The 23,163-nt window shown below is 72.2% G+C and carries 22 protein-coding genes and 1 pseudogene; 12 read left to right on the top strand and 11 right to left on the bottom strand.

Going from position 1 to position 23,163, the window contains the following annotated elements; genetic code table 11:
* Together CEB94_RS12265 and CEB94_RS12270 are read right to left on the bottom strand one after the other, a co-directional pair.
* Entirely contained in the window at window positions 1-744 is a 744-nt protein-coding gene (locus CEB94_RS12265; RefSeq protein ID WP_179956582.1) for a zinc ribbon domain-containing protein, read from the bottom strand.
* On the bottom strand, window positions 741-1,595 hold the full coding sequence (locus CEB94_RS12270) for a Nif3-like dinuclear metal center hexameric protein (RefSeq protein WP_175432249.1): 855 nt from the start codon (window positions 1,593-1,595) through the stop codon (window positions 741-743). The genes CEB94_RS12265 and CEB94_RS12270 overlap by 4 nt, the downstream gene beginning before the upstream one ends.
* Before the next feature lie 198 nt (window positions 1,596-1,793).
* Between CEB94_RS12270 and CEB94_RS12275 the strand changes: the two genes are divergently transcribed.
* Together CEB94_RS12275 and CEB94_RS12280 are read left to right on the top strand one after the other, a co-directional pair.
* Window positions 1,794-3,041: a hypothetical protein gene (locus CEB94_RS12275; RefSeq protein ID WP_175432250.1), complete on the top strand. Its 1,248-nt coding sequence runs from the start codon at window positions 1,794-1,796 to the stop codon at window positions 3,039-3,041.
* 96 nt (window positions 3,042-3,137) lie between these two features.
* Window positions 3,138-3,305, top strand: coding sequence for a hypothetical protein (locus CEB94_RS12280; RefSeq protein ID WP_175432251.1), 168 nt, complete (start codon window positions 3,138-3,140; stop codon window positions 3,303-3,305).
* 78 nt (window positions 3,306-3,383) lie between these two features.
* On the opposite strand, the gene CEB94_RS12285 is transcribed toward CEB94_RS12280, so the two are convergent.
* From CEB94_RS12285 to CEB94_RS12295, 3 genes are read right to left on the bottom strand one after another with little or no spacing between them, the layout of a single operon-like run.
* Window positions 3,384-4,325 carry a 3-oxoacyl-ACP reductase gene (locus tag CEB94_RS12285; protein WP_175432252.1) on the bottom strand — a complete coding sequence of 314 codons (942 nt, stop codon included), beginning with the start codon at window positions 4,323-4,325 and terminating at the stop codon, window positions 3,384-3,386.
* Between the two features lie 11 nt (window positions 4,326-4,336).
* Window positions 4,337-5,413, bottom strand: a complete 1,077-nt coding sequence (locus CEB94_RS12290) for a Zn-dependent alcohol dehydrogenase (RefSeq protein WP_175432253.1) — start codon at window positions 5,411-5,413, stop codon at window positions 4,337-4,339.
* 32 nt (window positions 5,414-5,445) lie between these two features.
* A complete protein-coding gene (locus CEB94_RS12295; protein WP_175432254.1) occupies window positions 5,446-6,303 on the bottom strand; it encodes a MaoC/PaaZ C-terminal domain-containing protein in 858 nt (285 codons plus the stop codon).
* A 589-nt stretch (window positions 6,304-6,892) separates the two neighbouring features.
* On the opposite strand from CEB94_RS12295, the gene CEB94_RS12300 reads away from it, so the two are divergent.
* A complete protein-coding gene (locus CEB94_RS12300) occupies window positions 6,893-8,107 on the top strand; it encodes a hypothetical protein (protein WP_175432255.1) in 1,215 nt (404 codons plus the stop codon).
* A 76-nt stretch (window positions 8,108-8,183) separates the two neighbouring features.
* Here the strand turns inward: CEB94_RS12300 and CEB94_RS12305 are convergent, their stop codons facing one another.
* Entirely contained in the window at window positions 8,184-8,924 is a 741-nt protein-coding gene (locus tag CEB94_RS12305; protein WP_175432256.1) for a class I SAM-dependent methyltransferase, read from the bottom strand.
* 380 nt (window positions 8,925-9,304) lie between these two features.
* Here CEB94_RS12305 and CEB94_RS12310 point away from each other — a divergent pair, with 380 nt between their 5' ends.
* The 7 genes and pseudogenes from CEB94_RS12310 (at window position 9,305) to CEB94_RS12345 (ending at window position 15,740) form a co-directional block, all read left to right on the top strand.
* Window positions 9,305-11,044 (top strand): MFS transporter, encoded by a 1,740-nt coding sequence (locus CEB94_RS12310; RefSeq protein WP_175432257.1) that lies wholly within the window; start codon window positions 9,305-9,307, stop codon window positions 11,042-11,044.
* Window positions 11,045-11,147: 103 nt separating this feature from the next.
* Entirely contained in the window at window positions 11,148-11,798 is a 651-nt protein-coding gene (locus CEB94_RS12315; RefSeq protein ID WP_175432258.1) for a class I SAM-dependent methyltransferase, read from the top strand.
* Between the two features lie 197 nt (window positions 11,799-11,995).
* Window positions 11,996-12,283, top strand: coding sequence for a hypothetical protein (locus CEB94_RS12320; RefSeq protein ID WP_175432259.1), 288 nt, complete (start codon window positions 11,996-11,998; stop codon window positions 12,281-12,283).
* A 63-nt stretch (window positions 12,284-12,346) separates the two neighbouring features.
* On the top strand, window positions 12,347-13,297 hold the full coding sequence (locus CEB94_RS12325; RefSeq protein WP_175432260.1) for an N-acetylmuramoyl-L-alanine amidase: 951 nt from the start codon (window positions 12,347-12,349) through the stop codon (window positions 13,295-13,297).
* A gap of 157 nt (window positions 13,298-13,454) precedes the next feature.
* A pseudogene (locus tag CEB94_RS40840) lies at window positions 13,455-14,290 on the top strand (hypothetical protein).
* Window positions 14,291-14,389: 99 nt separating this feature from the next.
* The gene (locus CEB94_RS12340; RefSeq protein WP_175432263.1) at window positions 14,390-15,400 is read left to right on the top strand and encodes an LLM class F420-dependent oxidoreductase; all 1,011 of its coding nucleotides are present in this window, start codon (window positions 14,390-14,392) and stop codon (window positions 15,398-15,400) included.
* 46 nt (window positions 15,401-15,446) lie between these two features.
* Entirely contained in the window at window positions 15,447-15,740 is a 294-nt protein-coding gene (locus tag CEB94_RS12345; protein WP_175432264.1) for a hypothetical protein, read from the top strand.
* 122 nt (window positions 15,741-15,862) lie between these two features.
* Here CEB94_RS12345 and CEB94_RS12350 read toward each other — a convergent pair whose 3' ends face one another.
* Genes CEB94_RS12350 through CEB94_RS12360 form a run of 3 tightly spaced genes read right to left on the bottom strand, consistent with a single transcriptional unit; the run spans window position 15,863 to window position 19,136 of the window.
* Entirely contained in the window at window positions 15,863-16,930 is a 1,068-nt protein-coding gene (locus CEB94_RS12350; RefSeq protein ID WP_175432265.1) for a prenyltransferase/squalene oxidase repeat-containing protein, read from the bottom strand.
* Window positions 16,927-17,676 (bottom strand): class I SAM-dependent methyltransferase, encoded by a 750-nt coding sequence (locus tag CEB94_RS12355; RefSeq protein ID WP_175432266.1) that lies wholly within the window; start codon window positions 17,674-17,676, stop codon window positions 16,927-16,929. Before CEB94_RS12355 ends, CEB94_RS12350 begins: the two co-directional genes overlap by 4 nt.
* Complete coding sequence (locus tag CEB94_RS12360) at window positions 17,670-19,136, bottom strand: glycosyltransferase family 4 protein (protein WP_175432267.1); 1,467 nt, start codon at window positions 19,134-19,136, stop codon at window positions 17,670-17,672. Before CEB94_RS12360 ends, CEB94_RS12355 begins: the two co-directional genes overlap by 7 nt.
* Window positions 19,137-19,346: 210 nt before the next feature.
* Between CEB94_RS12360 and CEB94_RS12365 the strand changes: the two genes are divergently transcribed.
* On the top strand, window positions 19,347-20,009 hold the full coding sequence (locus CEB94_RS12365) for a TetR family transcriptional regulator (protein WP_175432268.1): 663 nt from the start codon (window positions 19,347-19,349) through the stop codon (window positions 20,007-20,009).
* A gap of 275 nt (window positions 20,010-20,284) precedes the next feature.
* Here the strand turns inward: CEB94_RS12365 and CEB94_RS12370 are convergent, their stop codons facing one another.
* Window positions 20,285-20,518, bottom strand: a complete 234-nt coding sequence (locus CEB94_RS12370) for a ferredoxin (RefSeq protein ID WP_175432269.1) — start codon at window positions 20,516-20,518, stop codon at window positions 20,285-20,287.
* Window positions 20,519-20,520: 2 nt separating this feature from the next.
* Window positions 20,521-21,972 carry an aldehyde dehydrogenase gene (locus CEB94_RS12375; protein WP_175432270.1) on the bottom strand — a complete coding sequence of 484 codons (1,452 nt, stop codon included), beginning with the start codon at window positions 21,970-21,972 and terminating at the stop codon, window positions 20,521-20,523.
* 157 nt (window positions 21,973-22,129) lie between these two features.
* On the opposite strand from CEB94_RS12375, the gene CEB94_RS12380 reads away from it, so the two are divergent.
* A complete protein-coding gene (locus tag CEB94_RS12380) occupies window positions 22,130-23,155 on the top strand; it encodes a Strvi_7410 family MBL fold metallo-hydrolase (protein ID WP_175432271.1) in 1,026 nt (341 codons plus the stop codon).
* Window positions 23,156-23,163: the final 8 nt, after the last annotated feature.

Here is a 23,163-nt window from a genome sequence, read left to right on the forward strand (position 1 = left end):
CTAGAGACCGGACTCGGACGTGCGCACCAGGATGCGACGGCAGTTCTCGCAGCGGATCACCGTGTCGGGCGCCGCCTTGCGGATCTCGGCCAGCTCGGTGATGGCGAGCTCCTGCCGGCAGCCCTGGCAGCTGCGCGCGTACAGCTTCGCCGCGCCGACGCCGCCCTGCTGCGAGCGCAGCTTGTCGTAGAGCTTGAGCAGGTCAGCGGGGATCGAACCGGCGATGACCTCGCGCTCCTTGGTGACCGTGGCGACCTCGCCGTCGATCTGCTCGAAGGCCGCGTCGCGGCGCGCGGTCGCGTCGTCGATCTTCGACTGGACGGAGGTGACGCGCTCGGTCAGCTCGGCGGCCCGCTCCTGCGCGGACTCCCGGCGCTCCATGACCTCCAGCACCACGTCCTCCAGAGCACCCTGCCGCTTGGCGAGGGAGGTGATCTCGCGCTGGAGGTTCTCCAGGTCCTTGGGGGAGGTGACGGCACCGGAGTCGAGGCGCTGCTGGTCGCGGGTGGCGCGCTGGCGCACCTGGTCCACGTCCTGCTCGGCCTTGGTCTGCTCGCGGGCGGTGTCGCTCTCCTCGGTCTGCGCGGCCACGAGCAGGTCGCGCAGCTGGGTGTGGTCCTTGGTCAGCGACTCGATCTCGGCGTGCTCGGGCAGCGACCTGCGCTTGTGCGCAAGCTGCTGGAGGCGGACGTCGAGGTCCTGGAGGTCGAGGAGTCGGATCTGGTCGGCGGGCGCGGCGTTCAGTTCGGGGCTCCAAGGGGGTCGGAAGTGGCAGAGGCCGCGTGCGCGGTCCAAGGGTCGGTGACCGTCTTCGAGACGTGGACGCGCAGGTCCCATCCGTGTCGGTCGGAGATCTCGTCGAGCTGGCTCGCGGCCAGCTCGCACCAGGGCCACTCGGTGGCCCAGTGCGCGGCGTCGAGCAGCGCGAGGGGGCTGTGGGCGCGGGCCTCCGACACCGGGTGGTGGCGCAGGTCCGCGGTGAGGAAGGCGTCGACTCCGGCCGCGCGTACGTGGTCGAAGAGGCTGTCGCCGGAGCCGCCGCTGACGGCGACGGTGCGCACGAGCGCCTCGGGGTCGCCGGCGACGCGGATGCCCTGCGCGGTGGCGGGCAGCCGCTCGGCGGCGCGGGCGACGAACGCGCGGACGGTCAGCGGGTGGTCCAGCGCGCAGAGCCGGCCGAGGCCGCGGCGGCCCTCGGGGTCGGTGGGGTCCGGCACGAGCGGCCCGGTCACGCGCAGGTCCAGCGCGCCCGCGAGGGCGTCGGAGACACCCGGGTCGGCGGTGTCGGCGTTGGTGTGGGCGACGTGCAGCGCGATGTCGTTCTTGATGAGGGTGTGCACGACACGGCCCTTGAAGTGCGTCGCAGCGACGGTCGTCGTGCCGCGCAGGTAGAGCGGGTGATGGGTGACGAGCAGGTCGGCGCCCAGTTTCACCGCCTCGTCGACGATCTCCTGGACCGGGTCGACGGCGAACAGGACCCGTGTGACCTCCTGGTCCGGGTCGCCCGCGACGGTGCCGACCGCGTCCCAGGACTCGGCCCGCGCGGCGGGCCACAGGGTCTCCAGCGCGGCGATGACTTCAGACAGACGGGGCACAGGAGCAAGGCTACCCGCCTGATCTGTGGCGTTGCACCGCCGCCGCCCGCTCCTGGCACCCATGGCCCCGCTCAGCACAATCGCCCCCTTTTCCTCAGGCGAATCGTTCCTGGAACACCCTTATGTGTGAAGCCTGCGCCCGTGGAATCCCCGCCCGTGCGTGCGAAACTACGGTTCGTCACTGGAGGTGACCGAACGATGACGGCCTGTGCGATCGAGCCTTCGGCGGGACCCGAGGACGAGGACGGGGTCACGCCGGCAGGCTGCACGCTCACTGCGGACGGCGCCTACGGCGCACGCCTCGCGTCGGCCGGCGACTCCTGGTTCCCGGAGCGCTGGACTCTGGACGGCCCCGAGCCGTATGCGGTGCCCCTGCCACGCAACCAGCCGGAGGAGCCCGGCACCGAGGTGCAGCCGATGGGTGACGGGCGGGTCCTCATCCACCGGGTGGTGGCCGGGCGGCACGCCTTCTCGTTGCTGTATCCGACCGGGCCGGGCACCGGCGAGCTGCCCCTGGGCGCGGTCGAGTGCCCGGACGGGACCGCCCGGCTGCGGCTGCTGCCGCCCGCCCCGGGCGGTGAACGGGCCTACGCGCTCGCTGTCGGGCCGCGTACGACGTCGGTGTGGCTGGTGGCGGGCGGCGCTTTCAGGCCCGAGCGGCTGGCCGAGCTGCCCGGCCGCTGCTCGGGCGGGGTCTGGCTGGACCGGACGGGGCGGCTGCTGGCGCTGGACCGGGAGACGGGCGGCCGCACCAAGGCCGTCGTGGTGGACCTGGAGTGCGGTGGCGAGGTGTCGCCGCTGCTGCAGATCGCCGCCGAGAGCGACGACCGGCTGCTGCTCGCCGACCAAGACAGCGGGCTGCTGATCGTCCGCTCGGACGCGCCCTCGCCGGGGCAGGACCGGCTGGGCTGGGGTGTCCTCGGCAGCACGCTGCCGGTGCGGTTTCCCGAGTGCCTGCGGGTGCGGGACTGCTCCGTCACGCCGTTCGCGATCCAGCCGGGGCAGGTGCTGACACCGGAGAGCTGTGCGGTGGCACTGCGGGTGGACGGGCCGAGGGGCAGCTGGGTCGGTGTCTGGCGGCCCGCCGAGCGGCGGGTGCACCATCTCCGGGCGCCCGACGGGTGGTTGGCGGGCACGGGCCTGTGGACGCCGGAGGGGGTGCTGCGGCTGCCGTACGCGACGGAGGCCGTGCCCTGCGGGGTGGCGCGGGTCAGCCCGCCGCCGGCCGCCGAGCCGGAGCCCGCGGCCGCGTCGGCACCGCACCCGGAGCCGCATGCGGAGTCGTATCCGGAAGCGGAGCCGGCTTCGGAGCCGGCGGCCCCGGTCGCGGATCCGGCGGCCCCGGTCGCGGAACACTCCGGGCCGCCCACCAAGCCTCCGACACCCTCGGCTCCACGTCCTGTGCCGCTCCAGGAAGCGCCGTTGGGACGCCTTGTAACGAACTAGTGCCGGTTGGTGTGGCTGCCTGGATCCGGGGTCAGGGGTGCCGGTTAGACTCACCCGGCTGTAAAAAAGATCATGTTGACGGGGTGAATTCCACCGATGAACGACGCCAGCACGAACCAGCCGCGTCATGCCGATGTCCAGCAGACCTCCTCCGGCCCCGGCCGGCACCGTGGTGAGGTCTCCACGCAGGACGGCGAGACGGCTCCGCGCGGACGCCACCGCAAGCCGGTGGCGGAGACCGAGCAGTCCGTGACCGCGGCCTGACGGCACGCCGGTCACCAGACGGCGAACGGCCCTTCCCGCCACAAGCGGGGAGGGCCGTTGCGTGTCACTCACCGTCACTCAACCGCGTTTCAGCCCCAGCACCTCGGCCGCCGCGAAGGTCTCTCCCGCCGGCCGGTCCGCGTAGTACGGCCCGAGGACGGCCTCCAGCTCGTCGTACGTGAAGGTGTCCTGCTTGCTGTCGAACCTGGCGGCGACCCGCGGCCGTTCGACGACGGCGACCATCCCGCCGTGCACCACGAGGAGCTGCCCGTTGACATGGGCGGCGGCCGGCGAGGCCAGATAGCCCACGAGCGGGGCGACGTGCTCGGGGGCGAGCGGGTCGAGGCCGGTGCCGGAGGGCTGCTCGAGGCCCGCGAAGACGTCCTCGGTCATCCGGGTGCGGGCGCGAGGGCAGATGGCGTTGGCCGTCACGCCGTACTTGGCGAGGGCGAGGGCCGTGGAGGTGGTGAGGCCGACGATCCCGCCCTTGGCGGCGGCGTAGTTGGGCTGTCCGGCGGAACCGGCGAGGAACGCCTCCGAGGAGGTGTTCACGATCCGTCCGAACACCGGCTCCCCGGCCCGCTTGGACCGCTCCCGCCAGTGCGCGGCGGCGAACCGGATGGTGTTGAAGTGGCCTTTGAGGTGCACGCGCAGGACGGAGTCCCACTCCTCCTCGGCCATCGAGAACACCATGCGGTCGCGCAGGATGCCCGCGTTGTTGACGAGGATGTCGAGCCTGCCGAACGCGTCGACGGCCAACTCGACTAGAGTGCGCGCCTGTTCGAAGTCGGAGACGTCGCCGGTGTGCGCGAGGGCGGTCCCGCCCGTGGCGCGGATCTCGGCGGCGACCTCCTCGGCGGGCCCTGCGGATGCCTCACCCGTGCCGTCGCGGCCGGGCTGCCCGTAGTCGTTGACGACGACGGCGGCGCCGAGCCGGGCGAGTTCCAGCGCCTCGGCCCGGCCGAGCCCGCGGCCCGCGCCCGTGACGATCGCGGACAGTCCCTGGAGCGGCAGCGGCATGGCGTGGGTCCTCACATCTCGATGCAGGTACGCAGGGCGGTCCCGGTCCGCATCTGGTCCAGGGCCTCGTTGACGTCGGCGAACGGGACCCGGTGGGTGATCAGGCCCGCCAGGTCGATCCGGCCCGCGCGCCACAGGGCGATGGTGCGTTCGTAGGAGCGCAGCACGTCTCCGCCGCCGTACATGGACGGCAGGATCCGCTTCTCGTCGAAGAACAGCTCGAACATGTTGAGCTGGAGGAAGTCGTCCATGGCGCCGGCGCCGACCACGACGAGGGTGCCGCCGCGCCGGGTGTTCTCGTACGCGGTGCGTGCCGTGGCCGACTTGCCGACGACCTCGAAGACGTGGTCGAAGCCCTCGCCGCCGGTGATCTGCTGCTTGGCGCCGGGCAGTTCGTCCGGGGAGACGGCCCGGGTGGCGCCGAAGCGGACGGCTGCCTCCCGGCGCGAGACCACGGGGTCCACGGCGACGATCTCCGCGGCACCCTTGAGTCGGGCGCCCTGGATCACGGAGATGCCGACGCCCCCGCAGCCGATGACCGCCACCGACGAACCGGCCTCCAGGTCGGCCGTGTTGAGCGCGGCGCCGAGGCCGGTGGTCACCCCGCAGCCGATCAGGGCGGCGATGTCGAAGGGCACGTCGTCGGGGATCGGCACCGCGCAGCCGGCGTCGACGACGACCTCCTCGGTGAAGGTGCCGGTGCCGGCGAAGCCGAAGACGTCCCCGCCGGGGCGCTTGAAGTTGGGAGTGCCGGCGTTCATGAACCCAGCCAGGCACAACTCGGTCTGCCCGCGCTTGCAGGCGGGGCAGGCACCGCAGGCGGGCAGCCAGCACACGACGACCCGGTCACCGGCCTTCACGCGGGTGACGCCCTCGCCGACTTCGAGGATCTCGCCCGCCCCCTCGTGCCCGGGCACGAACGGCGCGGGCTGCGGCAGCACCCCGCTCATCGCGGACAGGTCCGAGTGGCACAGCCCCGTGGCGCGCACCCGGATCCTCACCTTGCCGGGCCCGAACCCCACCGCCTCGACGTCGTCGAGGACCTCCAGCTTGTCCTGGCCGATCTCGTGCAGTACGGCTGCGCGCATGGTGCGGGCTCCCCTCGTACGGCGTTCAGAACTCAGGTGTGTTCGACGATGGTGTCGGCGAGGACGGGCGCGTCGTCCCGCTCGACCGCGCTGACGGCGGCCCGGGTGGACTCGGGCGTGTGCCACATGCGGATCCGCAGGGTCTCCCCCGGGTACACGACCCCGGCGAACCGGGTGGCGTAGGACCGCACCCGGGTCACGTCCCCGCCGAGCAGCGTGTCGACGACGGCCTTGAGCGTGATGCCGTAGGTGCACAGGCCGTGCAGGATGGGCCGTTCGAATCCGGCGACCTTGGCGAACTCCGGGTCGGCGTGCAGCGGGTTCCAGTCGCCGGAGAGGCGGTAGAGCAGGGCCTGGTCCTCGCGGATCGGCCGCTCCACGGTCCGGTCGGGTACGCCGGAGGGGGGTTCCAGCCGGGCCGAGGGGCCGCGGTCACCGCCCCAGCCGCCCTCGCCGCGGATGAAGATCTGGGCGTCGTTGGTCCACAACGGGCCGTCGGTGTCGGCGGCTTCGGTGCGCAGCACGAGGACGGCCGCCTTGCCCTTGTCGTACACGGCGGCGATCCGGTGGGTCGCGGTGGCGGAGCCTGTCGCCGGGAGGGGCCGGTGGATGACGAGGTTCTGGCCGCCGTGCAGGACGCGGGCCAGGTCGACCTCGACGCCGGGCATGGACAGACCGCCGGTCACGCCGGGTTTTCCGGCGCCCGCGACGGTGGCGAAGCTCGGCAGGACGTGCAGCCGGGACTCCAGGGTGTAGCGCAGTTCGTCGGGGTCGGTGGCGGGGCTGCCCGCGCCGATGCCGAGGTGGTAGAGCTGCACGTCCTTGTGGCCCCAGGAGAGCTCGGCGGTCCGGGGTTCGGCCGCGAGCGCCTTGGCTGCGTCGATGGGCATGGGGCTCCTGATCGCCGGAGGAAGGACCTCGGTACGGCCGTCCGCACCGTCGGCCGCACCGAGGCCGTCTGGGACCGGGCCGGGACGCGAACTGAAACGCGTTCCAGTCCCGCGCCCCTCTGTATAGCCGAGGGTCCGGCAGTTGTGAAGGCTCCTGACACTGTGTCAGATCGGCGTGTGCGGTGACGTTTGCCCTGCCGGAGTCCGTACATCCGTACAAGCGCCTCTGCCGCGGGCCCCGGCCGGTCCGTAACGTCGCTGCCATGACCACGCGGGACCGACGGGCCGTGCCCCTGGCCGGCACAGTCGGGAAGGAGGGCGGGATCACCGACCACACCGGGCCGGCCGGTCCCGGCGGTACGGGTCTGATCGGGCTGAGGGAAGGTCTCGCGGCGGCGGGTGGTTCGTTGGCGGCGGGGTCGCGGGGCCGGGGCGGGGTCGCGGTGACGGTGGAGTTGCCACCGGATGCGGCGGAGGAGCGGCCCGCGGGGGCGGGACGTTTCCGCAGCGACGCGGACGTGTACGTTGACCGGTGGTCCGCGCCCCCACCCGTCGAGGGCGTCGGCAACGGCTGGGAGAACTGGAGCACATGGGACGCGTCGCCGTCATCACCGCGCCGAACATCGGGTACCGCAACACGGGCATGCTGACCGTGGACTTGGCGTTCGAGTCCGTGCGGCGGCGGATGGACACCGCGTTCGACGCCACCTGGTACACGCTGCACACCCCGGAGACCGTGCCGCTGCGCGACGGTGCGCGCGGCATCGATCTCCCGTTCCGCTTCCATCCGCTGGCCGAGCACCTCGACACGCTCCGCGACCATGACGCGGTCGTCTTCTGGGGCGACTTCCTGCACACCCGGCACTACTTGGCGCAGGACGCGACGAACCGTCTGCTCGACTTCGGCTTCGCCGCGGACCGGGACGACGCCCGGGTGCAGCTGAACCGGGCCCTGCTGTTCGCGGACCAGCCGGACGAGGTCCTCGCGCGGACCCTCAGCTACGGCGGGACGATCCTGCACAACACGCAGTCCGACTACGAGGACAAGGAGTACGGCCCGCTGTTCTCCCGCCTCGTCACGCGCAGCCACCGGATGTGGGTGCGGGATCCGCTCTCGGCGGCGAAGATCGCGCATCTGCGCGGGGACCGTACGACCGACCACTTCGGTTCGGACGCGGCGTTGCTGTCCCGCCCCGGCGACCTCGACCACCTCCCGACCACGGCGTGGTCCCGGTCGGTGCCCGACGGCGGCGCGATCGGCGTCTTCCTCGGTGCCCGTACGCCGATCCCCGACTGGCTGCCCGCCTTCTGCCAGGGCCTGTCCGACCGGCTGGGCGCCCCGCTGGAGTGGCTGCCCTGGTTCGACCGGGACGTCCCCGCTCCGGTGAGCCACATCGAGGTCCGTCCGGGGGATCACACCGTCGGCGACCTGGTCGGGGTCCTCCCCCGCTACCGGCTGGTCATCACGGACACGTACCACCTGGCCGTCAACTCCTGGGGCGCCGGTACCCCGGCGGTGTGTGTCGGCGCGCCGGAGCCGACCCCCAAGACGCACGACGACTACCTGACGCTGAGCGATGTGAAGAAGCACGTCTTCCACATGGCGTACGACGCGACGGACTTCTACCTGACCACCCAGGAGGGGCACGGGCAGGACCTCGACCGGCTCGTGCACCTACTGGAGGGCGGCGGCGCCGAGGCCGTCGCGGCGCGCATCCGCGACCACGCGGACTACTCGACGGGGGCGTTCATCCAGACGCTGACCTCGCTGCTGGATACCCGCCGCACCGCCCCGAGCCCGTGACCGCCATCGGCAGGACAGCCACCCGAAACCGCATGGAAGCCCTCCGCGAGGCCCGCCGCCAGGTCTGGCTGTAGTCCTATGCCCGCTGGAAGAACGCGGTCCACAGGAAGGACTCCCCGAAGCGCTCCGACTCCTCCGGCTCGTCCCGCATCCGCCGCAGTTCGAGCTCGGTCAGACCGGAGAAGATCCCGCGCAACGCCTCGGGCGTGTACGCGAGCCCGCCCCGCAGTCCGGCCGCCTCACGGTAGAAGTCCGCGTCGGACAGCTCCGAGCCCATCCCGTCGGCGCCGGCAGCGAAACACGTGAGACCGAACAGGCCGCCGGGCGCCAGGAGTCGCTCCAGCAGGGCGAGGTAGCTGACCCGGCGGTGCGGGGGCAGGTGATGGAAGCAGCCGGAGTCGTAGACGAGGTCGTACGGACCGGTGAGTTCCCTGCCGGCGAGCACGAACGCGTCCCCACAGTGGAAGCGCACGCCCTCGGCCCCCGCCGCACGGGCCCGGTCGCGGCCCCAGTCGACGGCCGCCGAGGACAGGTCGACCGCGTCGACGTCGAAGCCCCGCGCCGCCAGATACAGCGCGTTGCGCCCCGGCCCGCACCCCAGATCGAGCGCCCGCCTTCCGCGGACCTGCCCCCGCTCCACGGCGGCCACCAGGCTTTCGTCCGGCTTCGCCACGAAGAACGGCACCGGCCGGGAACGGTCGGTGTAGAAGCCGTCCCACCAGTCGGCGCCGCGTTCGGTCCACCGATCCGTCTCGGGCGCGAACAAGCCGTCGAGCAGGGCGAGTACGTCGTCGACGGTGCGTATGTTCCGGTCCATCCGGTCCCCCTTCCGCATGCGCCAACGGTAGGTCCCGAGGGACTGAAAGGCCAGGTCAGAGCGGGTGGCTCAGCAGGATCGAAAGGCCGTGCACAGGCCGCCGCGCGGCGGGGGGACGCCCCTGGGACGGGCGACCCCACCCCCGGAGTGACATACCGGTGGCGCACCCGTGCCGGGCCGCCATGGCCCCGTTCCCGGCCACGCCGACCGCGGTTTTACTTCGCCGGGCCGGGACCTCGGTCCCCGGGCCTGGGGCCTCCCGTAATCCCAAGGGAAGGTCAAGATTTCGTTAGAGTGCCGAAGCAACGGAATAGTTGCCTGGAGATACAAGGTTCAGAGTCCACGTAACCCGACGCTCCCCGGCCTGGAGGCCCTCCTCAATGACGCAGACGACGACAGACCGCCCCGCCGGCAGAGCGAGCGGGGCCGTGGTCCCGGTGCTCGCCTTCGCGGGCATCGTTGTCGCGGTGATGCAGACCCTGCTCGTTCCGGTGATCAAGGATCTGCCGCAACTGCTGGACACCACCCCCAGCAACGCGACCTGGGTCCTCACCTCGACCCTCCTCTCGGGCGCGGTGGCCACCCCGATCATGGGCCGCCTCGGCGACCTCTACGGCAAGCGCCGCATGCTGATCCTCAGCCTGGCCGTGATGGTCGTCGGCGCCTTGGTCAGCGCGCTCACCAGCGATCTGCTGCTCATGATCACCGGCCGTACGCTCCAGGGCTTCGCGATGGGCGCGATCCCGCTCGGCATCGGCCTGATGCGCGACATGCTGCCCCGCGAGAAGCTCGGCTCGGCGATGGCCCTGATGAGCTCCTCCATAGGCGTCGGCGGCGGCCTCGCCCTGCCCGCCGCCGCCCTGGTCGCCCAGAACAGCGACTGGCACGCCCTCTACTACGGCGCCGCCGGCCTCGGCGTGCTCGCCATCGGCCTCACCCTCCTCGTCGTACCGGAGTCCCCGATGCGCGCCGAGGGCACCTTCGACCTGCCGGGCGCGCTCGGCCTGTCCGCCGGGCTCGTCCTGTTCCTGCTGCCGATCACCAAGGGCAGCGACTGGGGCTGGGCGTCGGGCACCACGCTCGGCCTGTTCGCCGCGTCGGCGGTCGTGCTCGTGCTGTGGGGCGTGATGGAGCTGCGCCTGAAGGCCCCGCTGGTCGACCTGCGCACCACGGCCCGCCCGGCCGTCCTCTTCACCAACCTCGCCTCGATCATGGTCGGCGTCTCCTTCTACGTCGTCTCCCTGGTCCTGCCCCAGCTGCTCCAGCTGCCGAAGTCCACCGGCTACGGCCTCGGCCAGTCGATGGTCGTCGCGGGTCTGCTGGTCGCGCCGCTCGGCCTGACGATGATGTTCACGGCGCCGGTCTACGCCCGGCTGTCGGCGAAGTACGGCCCCAAGGTCACCCTGATCCTCGGCCTGCTGATCATCGCGATCGGCTACGGCGCCGGCCTCGGCCTGATGAGCGCCGCCTGGCAGAGCCTGGTCATCTCGGTCCTCCTGGGCGCGGGCATCGGGCTCGCCTACTCCTCCCTGCCCGCCCTGATCGTGGGCGCGGTCCCGGCGTCGGAGACCGGTGCGGCCAACGGCCTCAACACCCTGATGCGCTCCATCGGCACGTCGGTGTCGAGCGCCGTGATCGGCATGGTGCTGGCCAACACCGCGAACAACGTCGGCGGCGTCGAGGTCCCGACCATGCACGGCTTCCGGGTCTCCTTCCTGATCGCGACGGGCGCGGTGGCCGTGGGCCTGCTCCTGGCGCTGTTCCTGCCGGGCCGGCGGCCGTCGGACAAGCCGCAGTTGCGGGCGAGCAGCGAGGAGGACGCGGCGCTGGAGCGCGCCGAGCGGGTCCTGCGCGGCTTCCGCGGCCGGGTGCTGGGCGCCGACGGCTCCCCGGTCGCCCGCGCCAAGGTCACGCTGATCGACCGCCGCGGCCGCCAGGCGGGCGCGACGCTCTCCGCCGAGGACGGCAGCTACGCGCTCATCGTCCCCGCCCAGGGCTCCTACGTCGTGGCCGCACGCGCCACGGGCCATGGCCCGCTCGCCTCGTCCGCGACCCACGCGGGCGACGAGCGCCCGGTCGAGCTGGACCTGTCGCTGCCGGGTGAGACGGTCCCCGCCTGACCTGCCGCCCGCCCCGCCTACTCACCGGTACCCCCTGTCGTCCCCGCGGCAGGGGGTGCGGCACGATGGGCGCGGCGACCGTCGTACGACCGAGAGGAACCCCATGCCCGCGGCCCCGAAGCCCGAGATCCTGGCCGCGTTCGAGGCGGCGCAGGGGTTCATGCCCGCCGGTGAGGGCCTGGCGCTGTACGCGGCGGCCGTGGAGGCCGGGCGGCTCGGGCTGCCGCTGCTGGAGGTCGGCACCTACTGCGGCCGGTCCACGATCCTGCTCGCCGACGCGGCCCGCCTGGCCGGGGTCAGCGCGCTCACCGTCGACCACCACCGCGGCAGCGAGGAGCAGCAGCCGGGCTGGGAGTATCACGACCCGGAGACCGTCGACCCGGAGGTCGGGCTGATGGACACCCTGCCCACGTTCCGCCGTACGCTCCACCGGGCGGGCCTGGAGGAGCACGTGGTGGCGCTGGTCGGGCGTTCCCCGCGGATCGCCGCGTTCTGGCGGACGCCGCTGGGGTTCGTCTTCATCGACGGCGGCCACACCGACGAGCACGCCACCGCCGACTACGAGGGCTGGGCCCCGCACGTCGCCGAGGGCGGGCTGCTGCTCATCCACGACGTCTTCCCCGACCCGCAGGACGAGTTCACCGGCCAGGCTCCCTACCGGGTCTACCTCCGGGCCCTCGCCTCCGGCGCGTTCACCGAGGTCTCGGCGACGGACTCGCTGCGCGTCCTGCGGCGTACGGGGCCGGGCATCTGACGCACCGGCACGCCCTCCCGGCGGCATTCGCCGAGGTCTGGCTCACGGACTCGGGCGGCGGTCGTGCTACGCACGGGCCCGGGCATCTGAACGAACGGCTGGGCGGGTGAACCGCGCCCCCCGCACCCCCTCCCGGTCGGCCCACGGGCGGCGTGGCGAGTCGGCGGGCGAGAGCCGCTGCCCAAGGATCCGGGCGCGTGGCACACACCTTCGCAGAGCTCGTGGAGAAGCAGCGCGCGGCGGACGAGGCGTACGCCCGCGTGCGTCACCTCCAGGACGCGTACGGGCCGCCCACCCAGACCAAGTGGAGCGACCGGCAGACCACCACCTGGGAGACGGCCTGGCGCGCCTGGCGCGACCTCGCCCGGGACGTCCAGGCGGCGGTGACCGGGTACGCGAAGCAGGAGGGCACACCGCGCCAGGAGATCGAGGCGCGGGTGAAGGAGGCGGTACGGCACGGGGACCGCGGCGGGAACGGGACGTAGCCGCCACCCGATCGGGCCGTCCTCGGACCACCGCCCCCGCGCACGGCCGCTAGGGTGGCAGGCGTGTCGTACGTAGGCCCGGACTTCGAACCTCCCCAGCCCCGCCGCCCCCGCCGCGGCCCCCTGACCGTCGCGCTCGCCGCGCTGGTGCCGGGGGCGCTGCTCGGCTGGCTGGTGTACGAGACGGCGGGCGGCTCGGGGGATGACGGGGGTTCGGGACAGGCGGCCGTACGGTCCTCCCCGCCCGCCGCGTCGAGCGCGCCCTCCGACGACGCCAAGGAGCCGGGCGCCTCACCGAAGCCCACCGGCACGCCCTCGGCCTCCGCGCCTGCCGCCTCCGGTCCGCTCAAGGGCAAGGTCGTCGTCATCGACCCGGGGCACAACCCGGGCAACTTCCAGCACGCCTCCGAGATCAACCGCAAGGTGAACATCGGGACGAACTGGAAGGAGTGCGACACCACGGGCACCTCCACCAACGACGGTTACACCGAGGCCAAGTTCACGCTGGACGTGGCACACCGGATGCGCACGCTCCTTCAGGAGCAGGGCGCCACAGTGAAGCTGACGCAGGACGGCGACCGGCCGTTCGGGCCGTGCGTGGACGAGCGGGCCCGGATCGGCAACGAGGCGAAGGCCGACGCCGTGGTCTCGGTCCACGCGGACGGCTCGGGCGCCGGAAACCGCGGCTTCCACGTGATCCTGCCCGGCGCGGTCAAGTCGGGCGCCGCGGACACCCGGGCGATCGTCGGCCCGTCCCGCGATCTCGGCGAGCGCGTCGCGGGCCGCTTCGTGGCCGTCACCGGCAGCGCGCCCTCCAACTACATCGGCGACGGCAGCGGTCTCGTCACGCGTAAGGATTTGGGCGGTCTCAATCTGTCAACGGTTCCCAAGGTGTTCATCGAGTGCGGCAACATGCGCGATAGCAAGGACGCGGCGTTGCTCACCAGCGGCGCGTGGCGACAGAAGGCGGCGCAAGGGATCTCCGAGGGAATCGTGAGTTTTCTGCGCGGGTAGTCCGAGACCGGCAGATCCCGGCGGACACCCTGACCGGGCGGACGATAGGGTCCTCCTACGATGAGGGGCCACCCCCGCGCTTCACACCGAGTCCGGACGGCGGCATGGTGACAGCGACGCCTCTACCGACGATGAGACGACCTACGAAGGACCTGAAGTGAATATCCGCTCCCTCACTCGGGGCGACGGCGTGGTGATCGGAGCAGCGGTATTGCTGTTGATCGCGTCGTTCCTCGACCTCTACTCGTTCGACAATGTCCCCGACAGCGTCGACCTCCCCATGCTGTGGGGCAGCGGCCCGGTCGTGTTCAGCGTCGTGCTGGCCGGGATCATCGGCGCCGCGCTCGTCGTCGTCTCCAGGGGCCTGCCGCAGGCCCCGAAGGTCGCGGGGATCGAGCTCGGCCAGTTCGGCGCCGCCTTCACGGTGTTCGCCGCGTGGAGCGCGCTCGGCAACGTCTTCGACGCGCCCAGTGGCTTCGACAACATCGGGGAGAACGCGAGCGAGGGCGCCCCGAGCCCCGGCATCGGCATGATCCTCGCCCTCGTCGCCACGCTGCTGATGGCCGCCGCCGCCCTCGCCACCCCCCTCGTCCCGGCCCTCAAGGGCGCCCTCCTGCCGGCGCCCCGACCGGCCGCCCCGCAGCCCTACGGCGCCCAGCCCCCGGTGGTTACGGCTACCCGGGCGCGCAGCAGCCCGGCGGCTACGGCCACCCGCAGCCGGGCCAGCCGCAGCAGGCCGGGCAGCCGTTCGGCGGCCAGCCCCAGCAGGCCCAGGCTCCGCAGCCGCCGGCCGGGGACTTCTCCCCGTTCTGGTTCGCGGTGCCGGTGCCGCGGCCGCTGTTCGCGGAGGACGGCTCGCCCACGCCGATCGCCGAACTCGCCCCGGGTACCTGGTACCTGGCCGTCGAGCAGCGCGGAGCGGCCCTGGTCGCCCAGACGCAGGACGGCCGCCGCGGTGTCCTGCAGGACACGTCGGGCATCCAGCGCGGCTGAGTCCACGCGCCCTTCACGGCCCCTCGCCCTTCCGGGCGGGGGGCCGTTGTCGTACAGTCGGCGTCCCGCTGGGAACTGACGGACCGTCAAGGAGTTGAGATGCGGCTCGGTCTCGCGCTCGGTTACTGGGGCCGTGGCCCCTCTCCCGGCCATGTGGCCCTCGCGCAGGAGGCCGAGCGGCTCGGCTACGACTCCGTCTGGACGGCGGAGTCCTGGGGCTCGGACGCGTTCACCCCGCTCACCTGGATCGCGGCGCACACCTCCCGCATCCGGCTCGGCACGGCCGTCGCGCAGATGGCGGCCCGGTCACCGGCCACGACCGCCATGCACGCCCTCACGCTGGACCATCTGTCCGGCGGCCGCATGATGCTGGGCCTCGGGCTCTCCGGTCCGCAGGTCGTCGAGGGCTGGTACGGCCGCCCGTTCCCCGCCTCACCGCTCACCGCCACCCGCGAATACGTCGACGTCCTGCGCCAGGTGCTGCGCCGCGAGGCCCCCGTCGAACTGGCGGGCCGCTTCCACTCCCACCCCTACCGGGGCCCGGACGCCACGGGCCTGGGCAAGCCTCTCAAGCCGATCACCCACCCGCTCCGCGCCGATCTGCCCATCCTGCTGGGCGCCGAGGGCCCGAAGAACGTCGCCCAGACGACCAGGATCGCCGACGGCTGGCTGCCGCTGTACTGGGCGCCGACCCGGCCGGAGGTCTACGGTCCGGCCCTGGCGGAGCTGCCCGAGGGGTTCCTGGTCGCACCGATGGCCCGGGCCCGGGTCTGCGACGACGTCGCCGAAGGCCTGCTGCCCGTCAAGGCGATGCTCGGCTTCTACATCGGCGGCATGGGCCACGCGGCCCGCAACTTCCACGCCGACCTGATGGCCCGCATGGGCTACGCGGCAGAGGCCCGCCGCATCCAGGAGCTGTTCCTCGCCGGCCGCAGGGAGGAGGCCGTGCTGGCGGTCCCCGACGCCTTCGCCGACGAGATCTCCCTGGTCGGTCCGCGCGAGCGGATCGCACAGCGACTGGAGTTGTGGCGCAAGGGCCCGGTGACGGACCTGCTGGTGCTCAGCCCCGATCCTCATACCCTGCGCGTTCTCGCGGAGTTGAACTCCTGAGCGAATCCCCTGGTTTCATCCAGAGTTCAAGGGCAATCCGGAAGGTATGTCCCCTCGATATCGCAACGGTGCGAATCAAGCCGGCACGATCGTGGCGGTCGTGGCCGACATCATGGCCCTGATCCTGGGTCTCTGGATCCTGATGTACCTGCTGGACGCCAACCCCGGCAACTCGTTCGTCCAGTTCATCCACGACGCGGCCCGCTGGCTCGCCGGCTGGTCGCACGACCTGTTCACCTTCGACGAGGCGTGGGCCCGAGTGGTCTGCGGCTACGGCCTGGCAGCGGTGGTGTACCTGTTCGTGGGCCACGCCATCGCGAACCGGGCCCACCGCCACTGACGACGCCCTACGGGGCTCGCCCTCCAGGGGCGCGGGTCCGTGCCGATATGCGGCTCCGCCGCGTGGGCGCGATCAACCACGCACGACCCGCGCCCGCACCACAGGCGAAACCCCCCGAGCTCCTAGGCGCAGCAGTCCGACTCGAGCCCCACGGGCAAGTTCCCACCGAACACCTGGCACGTGGCCTCGTGGCCCCCGAGCGCGGCTACGGCCAGCAACAACGACCCCGCAGTCCACGTCGTCAGCTCACGCGGCCAGATCGCGCCGTCGTCGAAGACGTACCCGGTCCAGTACAGCCCGCTCTCCGGATCGCGCAGGTGCTGGATCCACTGCAGGATCTCCAGCGCATGGTCCGACTCCCCCATCGCCCACAACGCGAGCGCGAGTTCGGCGGACTCACCCCCCGTCACCCACGGGTTGGGAACCACGCACCGCACGCCCATCCCGGGGACGACGAACCGGTCCCAGGCCTCCTCGATGCGGGCCTTGGCCTGAGCGCCGGTCAGCGCACCGCCGAGCACCGGGTAGTACCAGTCCATCGAGTAGCGGTTCTTGTCGAGGAACCGCTCGGGGTGGTGGCGTATGGCGTGCCGCAGCGCGCCCGCCGCCAACTCCCAGTCCGGTTGCGGCTCTTCCCGCTGCTCGGCGATGGCCAGCGCGCAGCGCAGCGCGTGGTGGATGGAGGAGCTCCCCGTCAGCAGGGCGTCCGTCGTCTCCGTACCGTCGTCGTCTCGCCGCCAGCCGATCTGGCCGCCGGGCTGCTGGAGGCGGAGCACGAACTCCACCGCCGCGTACACCGCCGGCCACATCCGGTCCAGGAACGCGTCGTCGCCGGTGGAGAGGTGGTGGTGCCAGACGCCGACGGCTATGTAGGCGACGAAGTTGGTCTCGCGGCCCCGGTCGGTGACCGCGTCGAACTCGCCGTCGGTGTAGGCGGCGTACCAGGAGCCGTCCTCGTTCTGGTGCCGGGCCAGCCACAGGTAGGCCCGCTCGGCGGCCTCGTGCTCGCCGGCGGTGTCCAGGGCCATGGCCGCCTCGACGTGGTCCCACGGGTCGAGATGGTGCCCCCGGAACCAGGGGATGGCACCGTCCTCGCGCTGCACGGCGAGGATGCCGGCGACGGTCGCGGCGGCCTCCCCCGCGGTGAGGACCCCGGGCAGGACCAGATGTTCCGTCCGGGGAGTGGTCACTTGGCGTCCGCCCCGGTGTCGGCCAGACGCGGCAGGTGCGGCTTGGTCGCGTACGCCACGAAGCTCTTGCCGATCAGCGGGTTCAGGGCCTGCTCGGCGACCCGGGTGGCCAGCGGCTTCTTCATGATGTCCCAGACGAGCAGCTTGTGATACGCCCGCACCGGCAGCGCCTTGTCGTTGTCGACGCCGAACGCGCACTTGAGCCACCAGTAGGGCGAGTGCAGGGCGTGTGCGTGGTGCGTGCCGTAGGGCTCGAGGCCGGCCTCACGGATCTTCTCCACCAACTCGTCCGCCTTGTAGATGCGGATGTGGCCGCCCTCGACCTCGTGGTAGGCGTCGGAGAGGGTCCAGCAGACCTTCTCGGGGCCGTAGCGCGGGACGGTGACGGCGATGCGCCCGCCGGGCTTCAGCACCCGCACCATCTCCGCGAGGACGCCCTTGTCGTCCGGTATGTGCTCCATCACCTCGGAGATGATCACGACGTCGAAGGACTCGTCGGGGAAGGGCAGGGCGAGGGCGTCGCCCTCCATGGCCGTGGCGGTGGCGCCCTCGGGGGCCTCGCCGGCCTCCTTCATCGCCGCGAACCACTTCGCGACCTCGCGGATCTCCTCGGCGTTCTGGTCCAGCGCCACGACCTGCGCGCCGCGCCGGTAGCACTCGAACGCGTGCCGCCCGGCACCGCAGCCGAGATCCAGCACACGGTCACCCGGTGCCAGCGGGAACCGGGAGAAGTCGACGGTCAGCACGTGGCCCTGCTTTCGGAGTTGACGCCTTCTACATCTGTGGGAGCCGGCACGGAGCCGGTGCCTCCCGGCGCGGAACGGCCGGAAACCACCGGCACGAAGCCGGTCCGGGCCGTTGTGGAGCTGGTGGGAGCCCCGGGGTCGGCGTTCCCGCCGTCGCGCCCGGCGCGGGCGATCGCCTCGCGATAGCGGGCCACCGTGCCCTCCGCGGCCCTGGCCCAGGTGAAGTTCCGCAGCACCCGTTCGCGCCCGGCCGTGCCGAGGCGGGCGCGCAGGTCCGCGTCGGACAGCAGGCGGCCCAGGCCGGCGGCCAGCGCGTCCGCGTCGCCGGGCGGTACCGCCAGGCACGTCTCCCCGTCGCGGCCGGCGACCTCGGGTATGGCACCACCGGTCGTGGCCAGCAACGGCGTCCCCGTCGCCATGGCCTCGGCGGCCGGGAGCGAGAAGCCCTCGTAGAGCGACGGCACGCACGCGACCTGCGCCGAGCGCACGAGGTCGACGAGTTCGGCGTCGGTGATGCCCTTGACGAACTCGACGGCCCCGGCGAGGCCATACCGCTCCATCGCCTGGGCGACCGGCCCTTCGGCCGGCCGCTTGCCAACGACGACGAGGTGGGCGCCGGGATGCTCGGTCCGTACCTTGGCCAGCGCCTCGACGAGATGCACCAGGCCCTTCAGCGGCACGTCAGCGCTGGACGTCGTCACGATCCGGCCCGGCACCACCGGCACCGAGGGATCCGGCGAGAACAGGTCGGTGTCGGCGCCGATGTGGACCACGTGGATGCGGTCCCGCCGGACACCGAGGTGGTCGATGATCTCCTGCTGCGACGTGCCGGACACGGTGAGCACGGACGGCAGCCGGCGCGCGACGCGCTTCTGCATGCGCGTGAAGGCGTACCAGCGCCGCACCGACCAGCGCCGCTTCGGGCCGTCCGCGGCGTCCAGCTCCAGCTGCCGGTCGACGGTGATGGGGTGGTGGATGGTCGTCACCAGGGGCGCGCCGACATCGCCCAGCAGGCCGTAGCCGAGGGTCTGGTTGTCGTGCACGACGTCGAACTCGCCGCGGCGGGCACGCAGATGGCGGCGGGCGCGCAGCGAGAACGTCAGCGGTTCCGGGAAGCCGCCCGTCCACATCGTCGCGACTTCCAGCGCGTCGATCCAGTCGCGGTACTCGCCGCGCCCCGGCGTGCGGAAAGGATCCGGCTGGCGGTACAGGTCGAGGCTGGGCAGCTCGGTGAGGCTCAGCGCGTCGTAGCCCTCGTCGAGGACGGGGTACGGCTGCGCGCCGATGACCTCGACCCGGTGGCCGAGGCGGGCCAGTTCGCGGGAGAGATGCCGGACATAGACACCCTGTCCGCCGCAGAACGGGTTCCCTTTATAGGTGAGGAGCGCGATGTGGAGCGGTCGCAAGCCGTCGGCGGCGGGGCCCTCCGTAGCCCCGGCCTCCCTGGCCTCAGCGGTCACTCTCGGCCCCCTTCTGCCTGCACTGTCCCGCGAGATTACGCCGGGACGCTAATCTAGAACAAGTTTCAGACTTGATCGTTCGGAGGCTCTGAATCTACCGGCAGGTAGGGGTGCTGTGAGGAGTGGATCAGGTGATTCACGCCACGGCCGGCGCCGTGCCATGCTGTGTGATCACTCGTCCTCACGGACGGTCACGGACGGGATCGACAGATGCCCGCGGAAGCCAAGGTGAGCGCCAAGGTGAACAAGCCGGCCAAGGTGGAAGCCAGAGCGGCGGCCCCCGCCTCCCCGCCCCTCACGGAGCGGCAGGAGGCCCGCCGCCGCCGCATCCTGCACGCGAGTGCGCAGCTGGCCAGCCGGGGCGGTTTCGACGCCGTGCAGATGCGCGAGGTCGCGGAGTCCTCCCAGGTGGCGCTGGGCACGCTGTACCGCTACTTCCCGTCCAAGATCCACCTGCTGGTCGCCACGATGCAGGACCAGTTGGAGCACATGCACGGCACGCTGCGGAAGAAGCCCCCGCAGGGCGAGACGGCGGCCGAGCGGGTCGCGGAGACGCTGATGCGGGCCTTCCGGGCGCTGCAGCGCGAGCCGCATCTGGCCGATGCGATGGTCCGCGCGCTGACGTTCGCCGACCGCAGCGTGAGCCCGGAGGTCGACCAGGTGTCCCGTCAGACGACGGCGATCATCCTGGACGCGATGGGCCAGGAGAACCCGACCCCGGAGCAGCTCTCGGCGGTCCGGGTCATCGAGCACACCTGGCACTCGGCGCTGATCACCTGGCTGTCGGGGCGCGCCTCGATCGCCCAGGTGAAGATCGACATCGAGACGGTGTGCCGTCTGATCGACCTGACCGCACCGGACGGCAACCCGTAGCTCCCCGGACACGACTAGGACCTACGAGACGGGTTCCCTTCGCCGGTATGGTCCGGATCAGGTGCTAGGGGTCGCCTTCCGGTCGCCCGGCCTCTCGGCCCTGCGTCCTTCCGGCCTCTCAGCCCTACCGTCGCAGTCGGCACCCGCGGAAGCCGAAACTTCCCGCCGACGTCGGCTACTCCGGTCGGACTCCCTCACTCGCCTCGTAGGCCGATGTCCAGGATATAACGCCCATAAGGGAAAGAAACCCCCCTCCCGCCATGATTTTTCGGGCGCTACTCCTCCGGCGGGAACACCGCCTCCCCGCCGTCCCCCAGCGTGATCACGATCGCCTCCGTGGGACAGCTCTCCGCTGCCTCCAGCACCCGCTCGTTGGCGTCCATGACCGGGGCGACCGGGTGGGACTGGCGGGCGGGGTCCAGGCGGAAGCCGTCCGGCGCGTGGTGGAGGCACTGCGCGGAGCCGATGCACAGGGAGCGGTCGACCTCGACGTGCCAGCGGTCGCCCATCGCTACGCCTGCGCCGGGAGGTGGATCATCTTGTGCTCCAGGTACGCGCCGTACCCCTCGGGCCCGAACTCCCGCCCCAGACCGGAGTTCTTGTAGCCGCCGAAGGGGCCCAGCATGTCCAGGCTGAAGGTGTTGACGGAGTACGTGCCGGTACGGACGCGGCGGGCGATGTCGATGCCGTGCTCGACGTCCGCGGTCCAGACGCTGCCGCTCAGTCCGTAGTCGGAGTCGTTCGCGATCTTCACGGCGTCGGACTCGTCGTCGTAGGGCAGCAGGCAGATCACCGGGCCGAAGATCTCCTCGCGGGCGATACGCATGGAGTTGTCGACGTCGCCGAAGAGGGTCGGCTCGACGTACCAGCCGCGGTCGAGGCCGGCCGGGCGTCCGCCGCCGGTGAGGATCTTGGCGCCTTCCTCCTGCCCGATGCGGATGTAGTCGAGGTTGCGCCGCTGCTGCCGCCGCGCCACCAGCGGCCCCACCTGGGTGGCCGGGTCCAGCGGGTCACCCACCGTCAGGGCGCGTGCCGCGGCGGCGAGGGCGTCGGCGAACTCGTCGTAGCGGGAGCGCGGCAGAAGGATGCGGGTCTGGGCGACGCAGGCCTGGCCGTTGTTCATCCAGGCGGCGGGGGCGATGCCCGCCACAGCCGTCCCGACGTCCGCGTCGGGGAGCACGACGGCCGCCGACTTGCCGCCCAGTTCCAGGGTCACGCGCGTGAGGTGGCGGGCGGCGACCTCCATCACGCGCTTGCCGGCCGCGACGGACCCGGTGAAGGACACCTTGTCGATCCCGGGGTGCCCGACCAGGTACTCGCTCACCTCCCGGCCGGCGGGCAGGATCGACAGCACGCCCTGCGGCAGCCCGGCCTCGCGGGCGATCTCGCCGAGCAGATAGGCGTCGAGCGGCGACTCGGGCGAGGGCTTGAGCACGACCGTGCAGCCGGCGAGGAGCGCGGGGGCGAGCTTGGCGGCGGCGACGAACTGCGGGACGTTCCAGGGGACCACGGCGGCCACGACTCCGACGGGCTCGCGCCGCACGAGGATCGTGCCGAGCACGCCGTCGCGCCGCTCCTCGTAAGTGAAGTTCCGCGCGACGGTGATCGCGGAGTCCCACACCATCACGGCCCCGAGCGCCTGCGCGAGGACGCTCCAGGAGTACGGCGAGCCGTTCTGGGCGGAGATCACGCGGGCGATCTCGTCGTGCCGGACGGCGATGGCGTCCTTGATGCGGCTGACGACCTCGATCCGCTCGTCGAGACTCATCCGCGGCCAGGGTCCCTCGTCGAACGCCCGCCGCGCCGCCGCCACCGTACGGTCCACATCGGCCGTCGAGGCGTGCGGGACGCGTCCGATGACCTCCTCGGTGTGCGGCGAGATCACCTCGATGACGTCCTGGCCCAGGGGGTCGGTCAACTCCCCGCCGATGAACAGCTGTCCGTGTTCCACGAGCTCGGTCATGGCGACTGCCTCCCCGGGAGCGTCCTCTGACGGTGCATCAGGTAAGCCCACTGATACCAGCCCCGCCCACAGGAGTCCACGGACCGCGCACCACGGGGAGCCTCCCAATGGAACCCGTTCTAGTTATAGTGACGGAGAGTCGGCGACAGGGGAGCCCATGACACAGGTGACCGACCACGGCGGGGGCGTCCGGTCCCTCCGGGTCCCGATCCCGGACAACCCGCTCGGCCACACGCTGGTGTACGTCGTCGACACCGACCGTGGCCCGGTGCTGATCGACACCGGCTGGGACGACCCGGAGTCCTGGGACACCCTCGCGCGGGGCCTCACCGCCTGCGGCACCTCGGCCGCCGAGATCCACGGCGTGGTCATCACCCACCACCACCCGGACCACCACGGCCTGTCCGGCCGGGTCCGGGAGGCGTCGGGCGCGTGGATCGCGATGCACGCGGCGGACACCGCGGTCGTACGACGGACCCGGGAGGCCCGCCCCGAGCGCTGGTTCTCGTACATGACGGCCAAGCTCAGCGCCGCCGGAGCGCCCGAGGAGCACATCGCCCCGCTGCGTGCGGCCCGGCCCCGCGCCCTGCCCGGCCTCTCCCCCGCCCTGCCCGACCGCGACATCGTTCCCGGCGAACTCCTGGAGCTGCCCGGCCGCCGCCTGCGCGCGATCTGGACCCCGGGGCACACACCGGGCCATGTCTGTCTCCACCTGGAGGAGACCCACCCGGCTCAACTCCCGGGCCGGGGCCGCCTGTTCTCCGGCGACCACCTGCTGCCCGAGATCACCCCGCACATCGGCCTCTACGAGGATCCGGACGACGCCACCGTCACCGACCCCCTGGGCGACTACCTCGACTCCCTGGAGCGCGTCGGCAGGCTGGCCCCCGCCGAGGTCCTCCCGGCCCACCAGCACCCGTTCCCCGACGCCGCCGCCCGCGTACGCGAGCTGCTCACCCACCACGAGTCACGCCTGACCGCCCTGCTGGCCCTGCTCGCCGAGCCCCTCACCCCCTGGCAGCTCGCCGAGCGCATGGAATGGAACCGCCCCTGGGACCAGATCCCGTACGGCTCCCGCACCATCGCCGTCTCGGAGGCCGAGGCGCATCTGCGGCGACTGGTGAAGCTGGGCCGGGCGGAGGCGGTGCCGGGGAGCGACCCGGTGACGTACACGGCGGTGTAAAGGCGGCG

The sequence above is a fragment of the Streptomyces hawaiiensis genome (assembly GCF_004803895.1).
GTDB classification, from domain to species: Bacteria; Actinomycetota; Actinomycetes; order Streptomycetales; family Streptomycetaceae; genus Streptomyces; species Streptomyces hawaiiensis.

Excerpts from the sequence above, each read along its gene's own strand:
- CEB94_RS12275 (WP_175432250.1), top strand. The coding sequence starts at position 1,794 with ATGACGGCCTGTGCGATCGAGCCTTCGGCGGGACCCGAGGACGAGGAC.
- CEB94_RS12280 (WP_175432251.1), top strand. The coding sequence starts at position 3,138 with ATGAACGACGCCAGCACGAACCAGCCGCGTCATGCCGATGTCCAGCAG.
- CEB94_RS12285 (WP_175432252.1), bottom strand. The coding sequence starts at position 4,325 with ATGCCGCTGCCGCTCCAGGGACTGTCCGCGATCGTCACGGGCGCGGGC.
- CEB94_RS12290 (WP_175432253.1), bottom strand. The coding sequence starts at position 5,413 with ATGCGCGCAGCCGTACTGCACGAGATCGGCCAGGACAAGCTGGAGGTC.
- CEB94_RS12295 (WP_175432254.1), bottom strand. The coding sequence starts at position 6,303 with ATGCCCATCGACGCAGCCAAGGCGCTCGCGGCCGAACCCCGGACCGCC.
- CEB94_RS12300 (WP_175432255.1), top strand. The coding sequence starts at position 6,893 with ATGGGACGCGTCGCCGTCATCACCGCGCCGAACATCGGGTACCGCAAC.
- CEB94_RS12305 (WP_175432256.1), bottom strand. The coding sequence starts at position 8,924 with ATGGACCGGAACATACGCACCGTCGACGACGTACTCGCCCTGCTCGAC.
- CEB94_RS12310 (WP_175432257.1), top strand. The coding sequence starts at position 9,305 with ATGACGCAGACGACGACAGACCGCCCCGCCGGCAGAGCGAGCGGGGCC.
- CEB94_RS12315 (WP_175432258.1), top strand. The coding sequence starts at position 11,148 with ATGCCCGCGGCCCCGAAGCCCGAGATCCTGGCCGCGTTCGAGGCGGCG.
- CEB94_RS12340 (WP_175432263.1), top strand. The coding sequence starts at position 14,390 with ATGCGGCTCGGTCTCGCGCTCGGTTACTGGGGCCGTGGCCCCTCTCCC.
- CEB94_RS12345 (WP_175432264.1), top strand. The coding sequence starts at position 15,447 with ATGTCCCCTCGATATCGCAACGGTGCGAATCAAGCCGGCACGATCGTG.
- CEB94_RS12365 (WP_175432268.1), top strand. The coding sequence starts at position 19,347 with ATGCCCGCGGAAGCCAAGGTGAGCGCCAAGGTGAACAAGCCGGCCAAG.
- CEB94_RS12370 (WP_175432269.1), bottom strand. The coding sequence starts at position 20,518 with ATGGGCGACCGCTGGCACGTCGAGGTCGACCGCTCCCTGTGCATCGGC.
- CEB94_RS12375 (WP_175432270.1), bottom strand. The coding sequence starts at position 21,972 with ATGACCGAGCTCGTGGAACACGGACAGCTGTTCATCGGCGGGGAGTTG.
- CEB94_RS12380 (WP_175432271.1), top strand. The coding sequence starts at position 22,130 with ATGACACAGGTGACCGACCACGGCGGGGGCGTCCGGTCCCTCCGGGTC.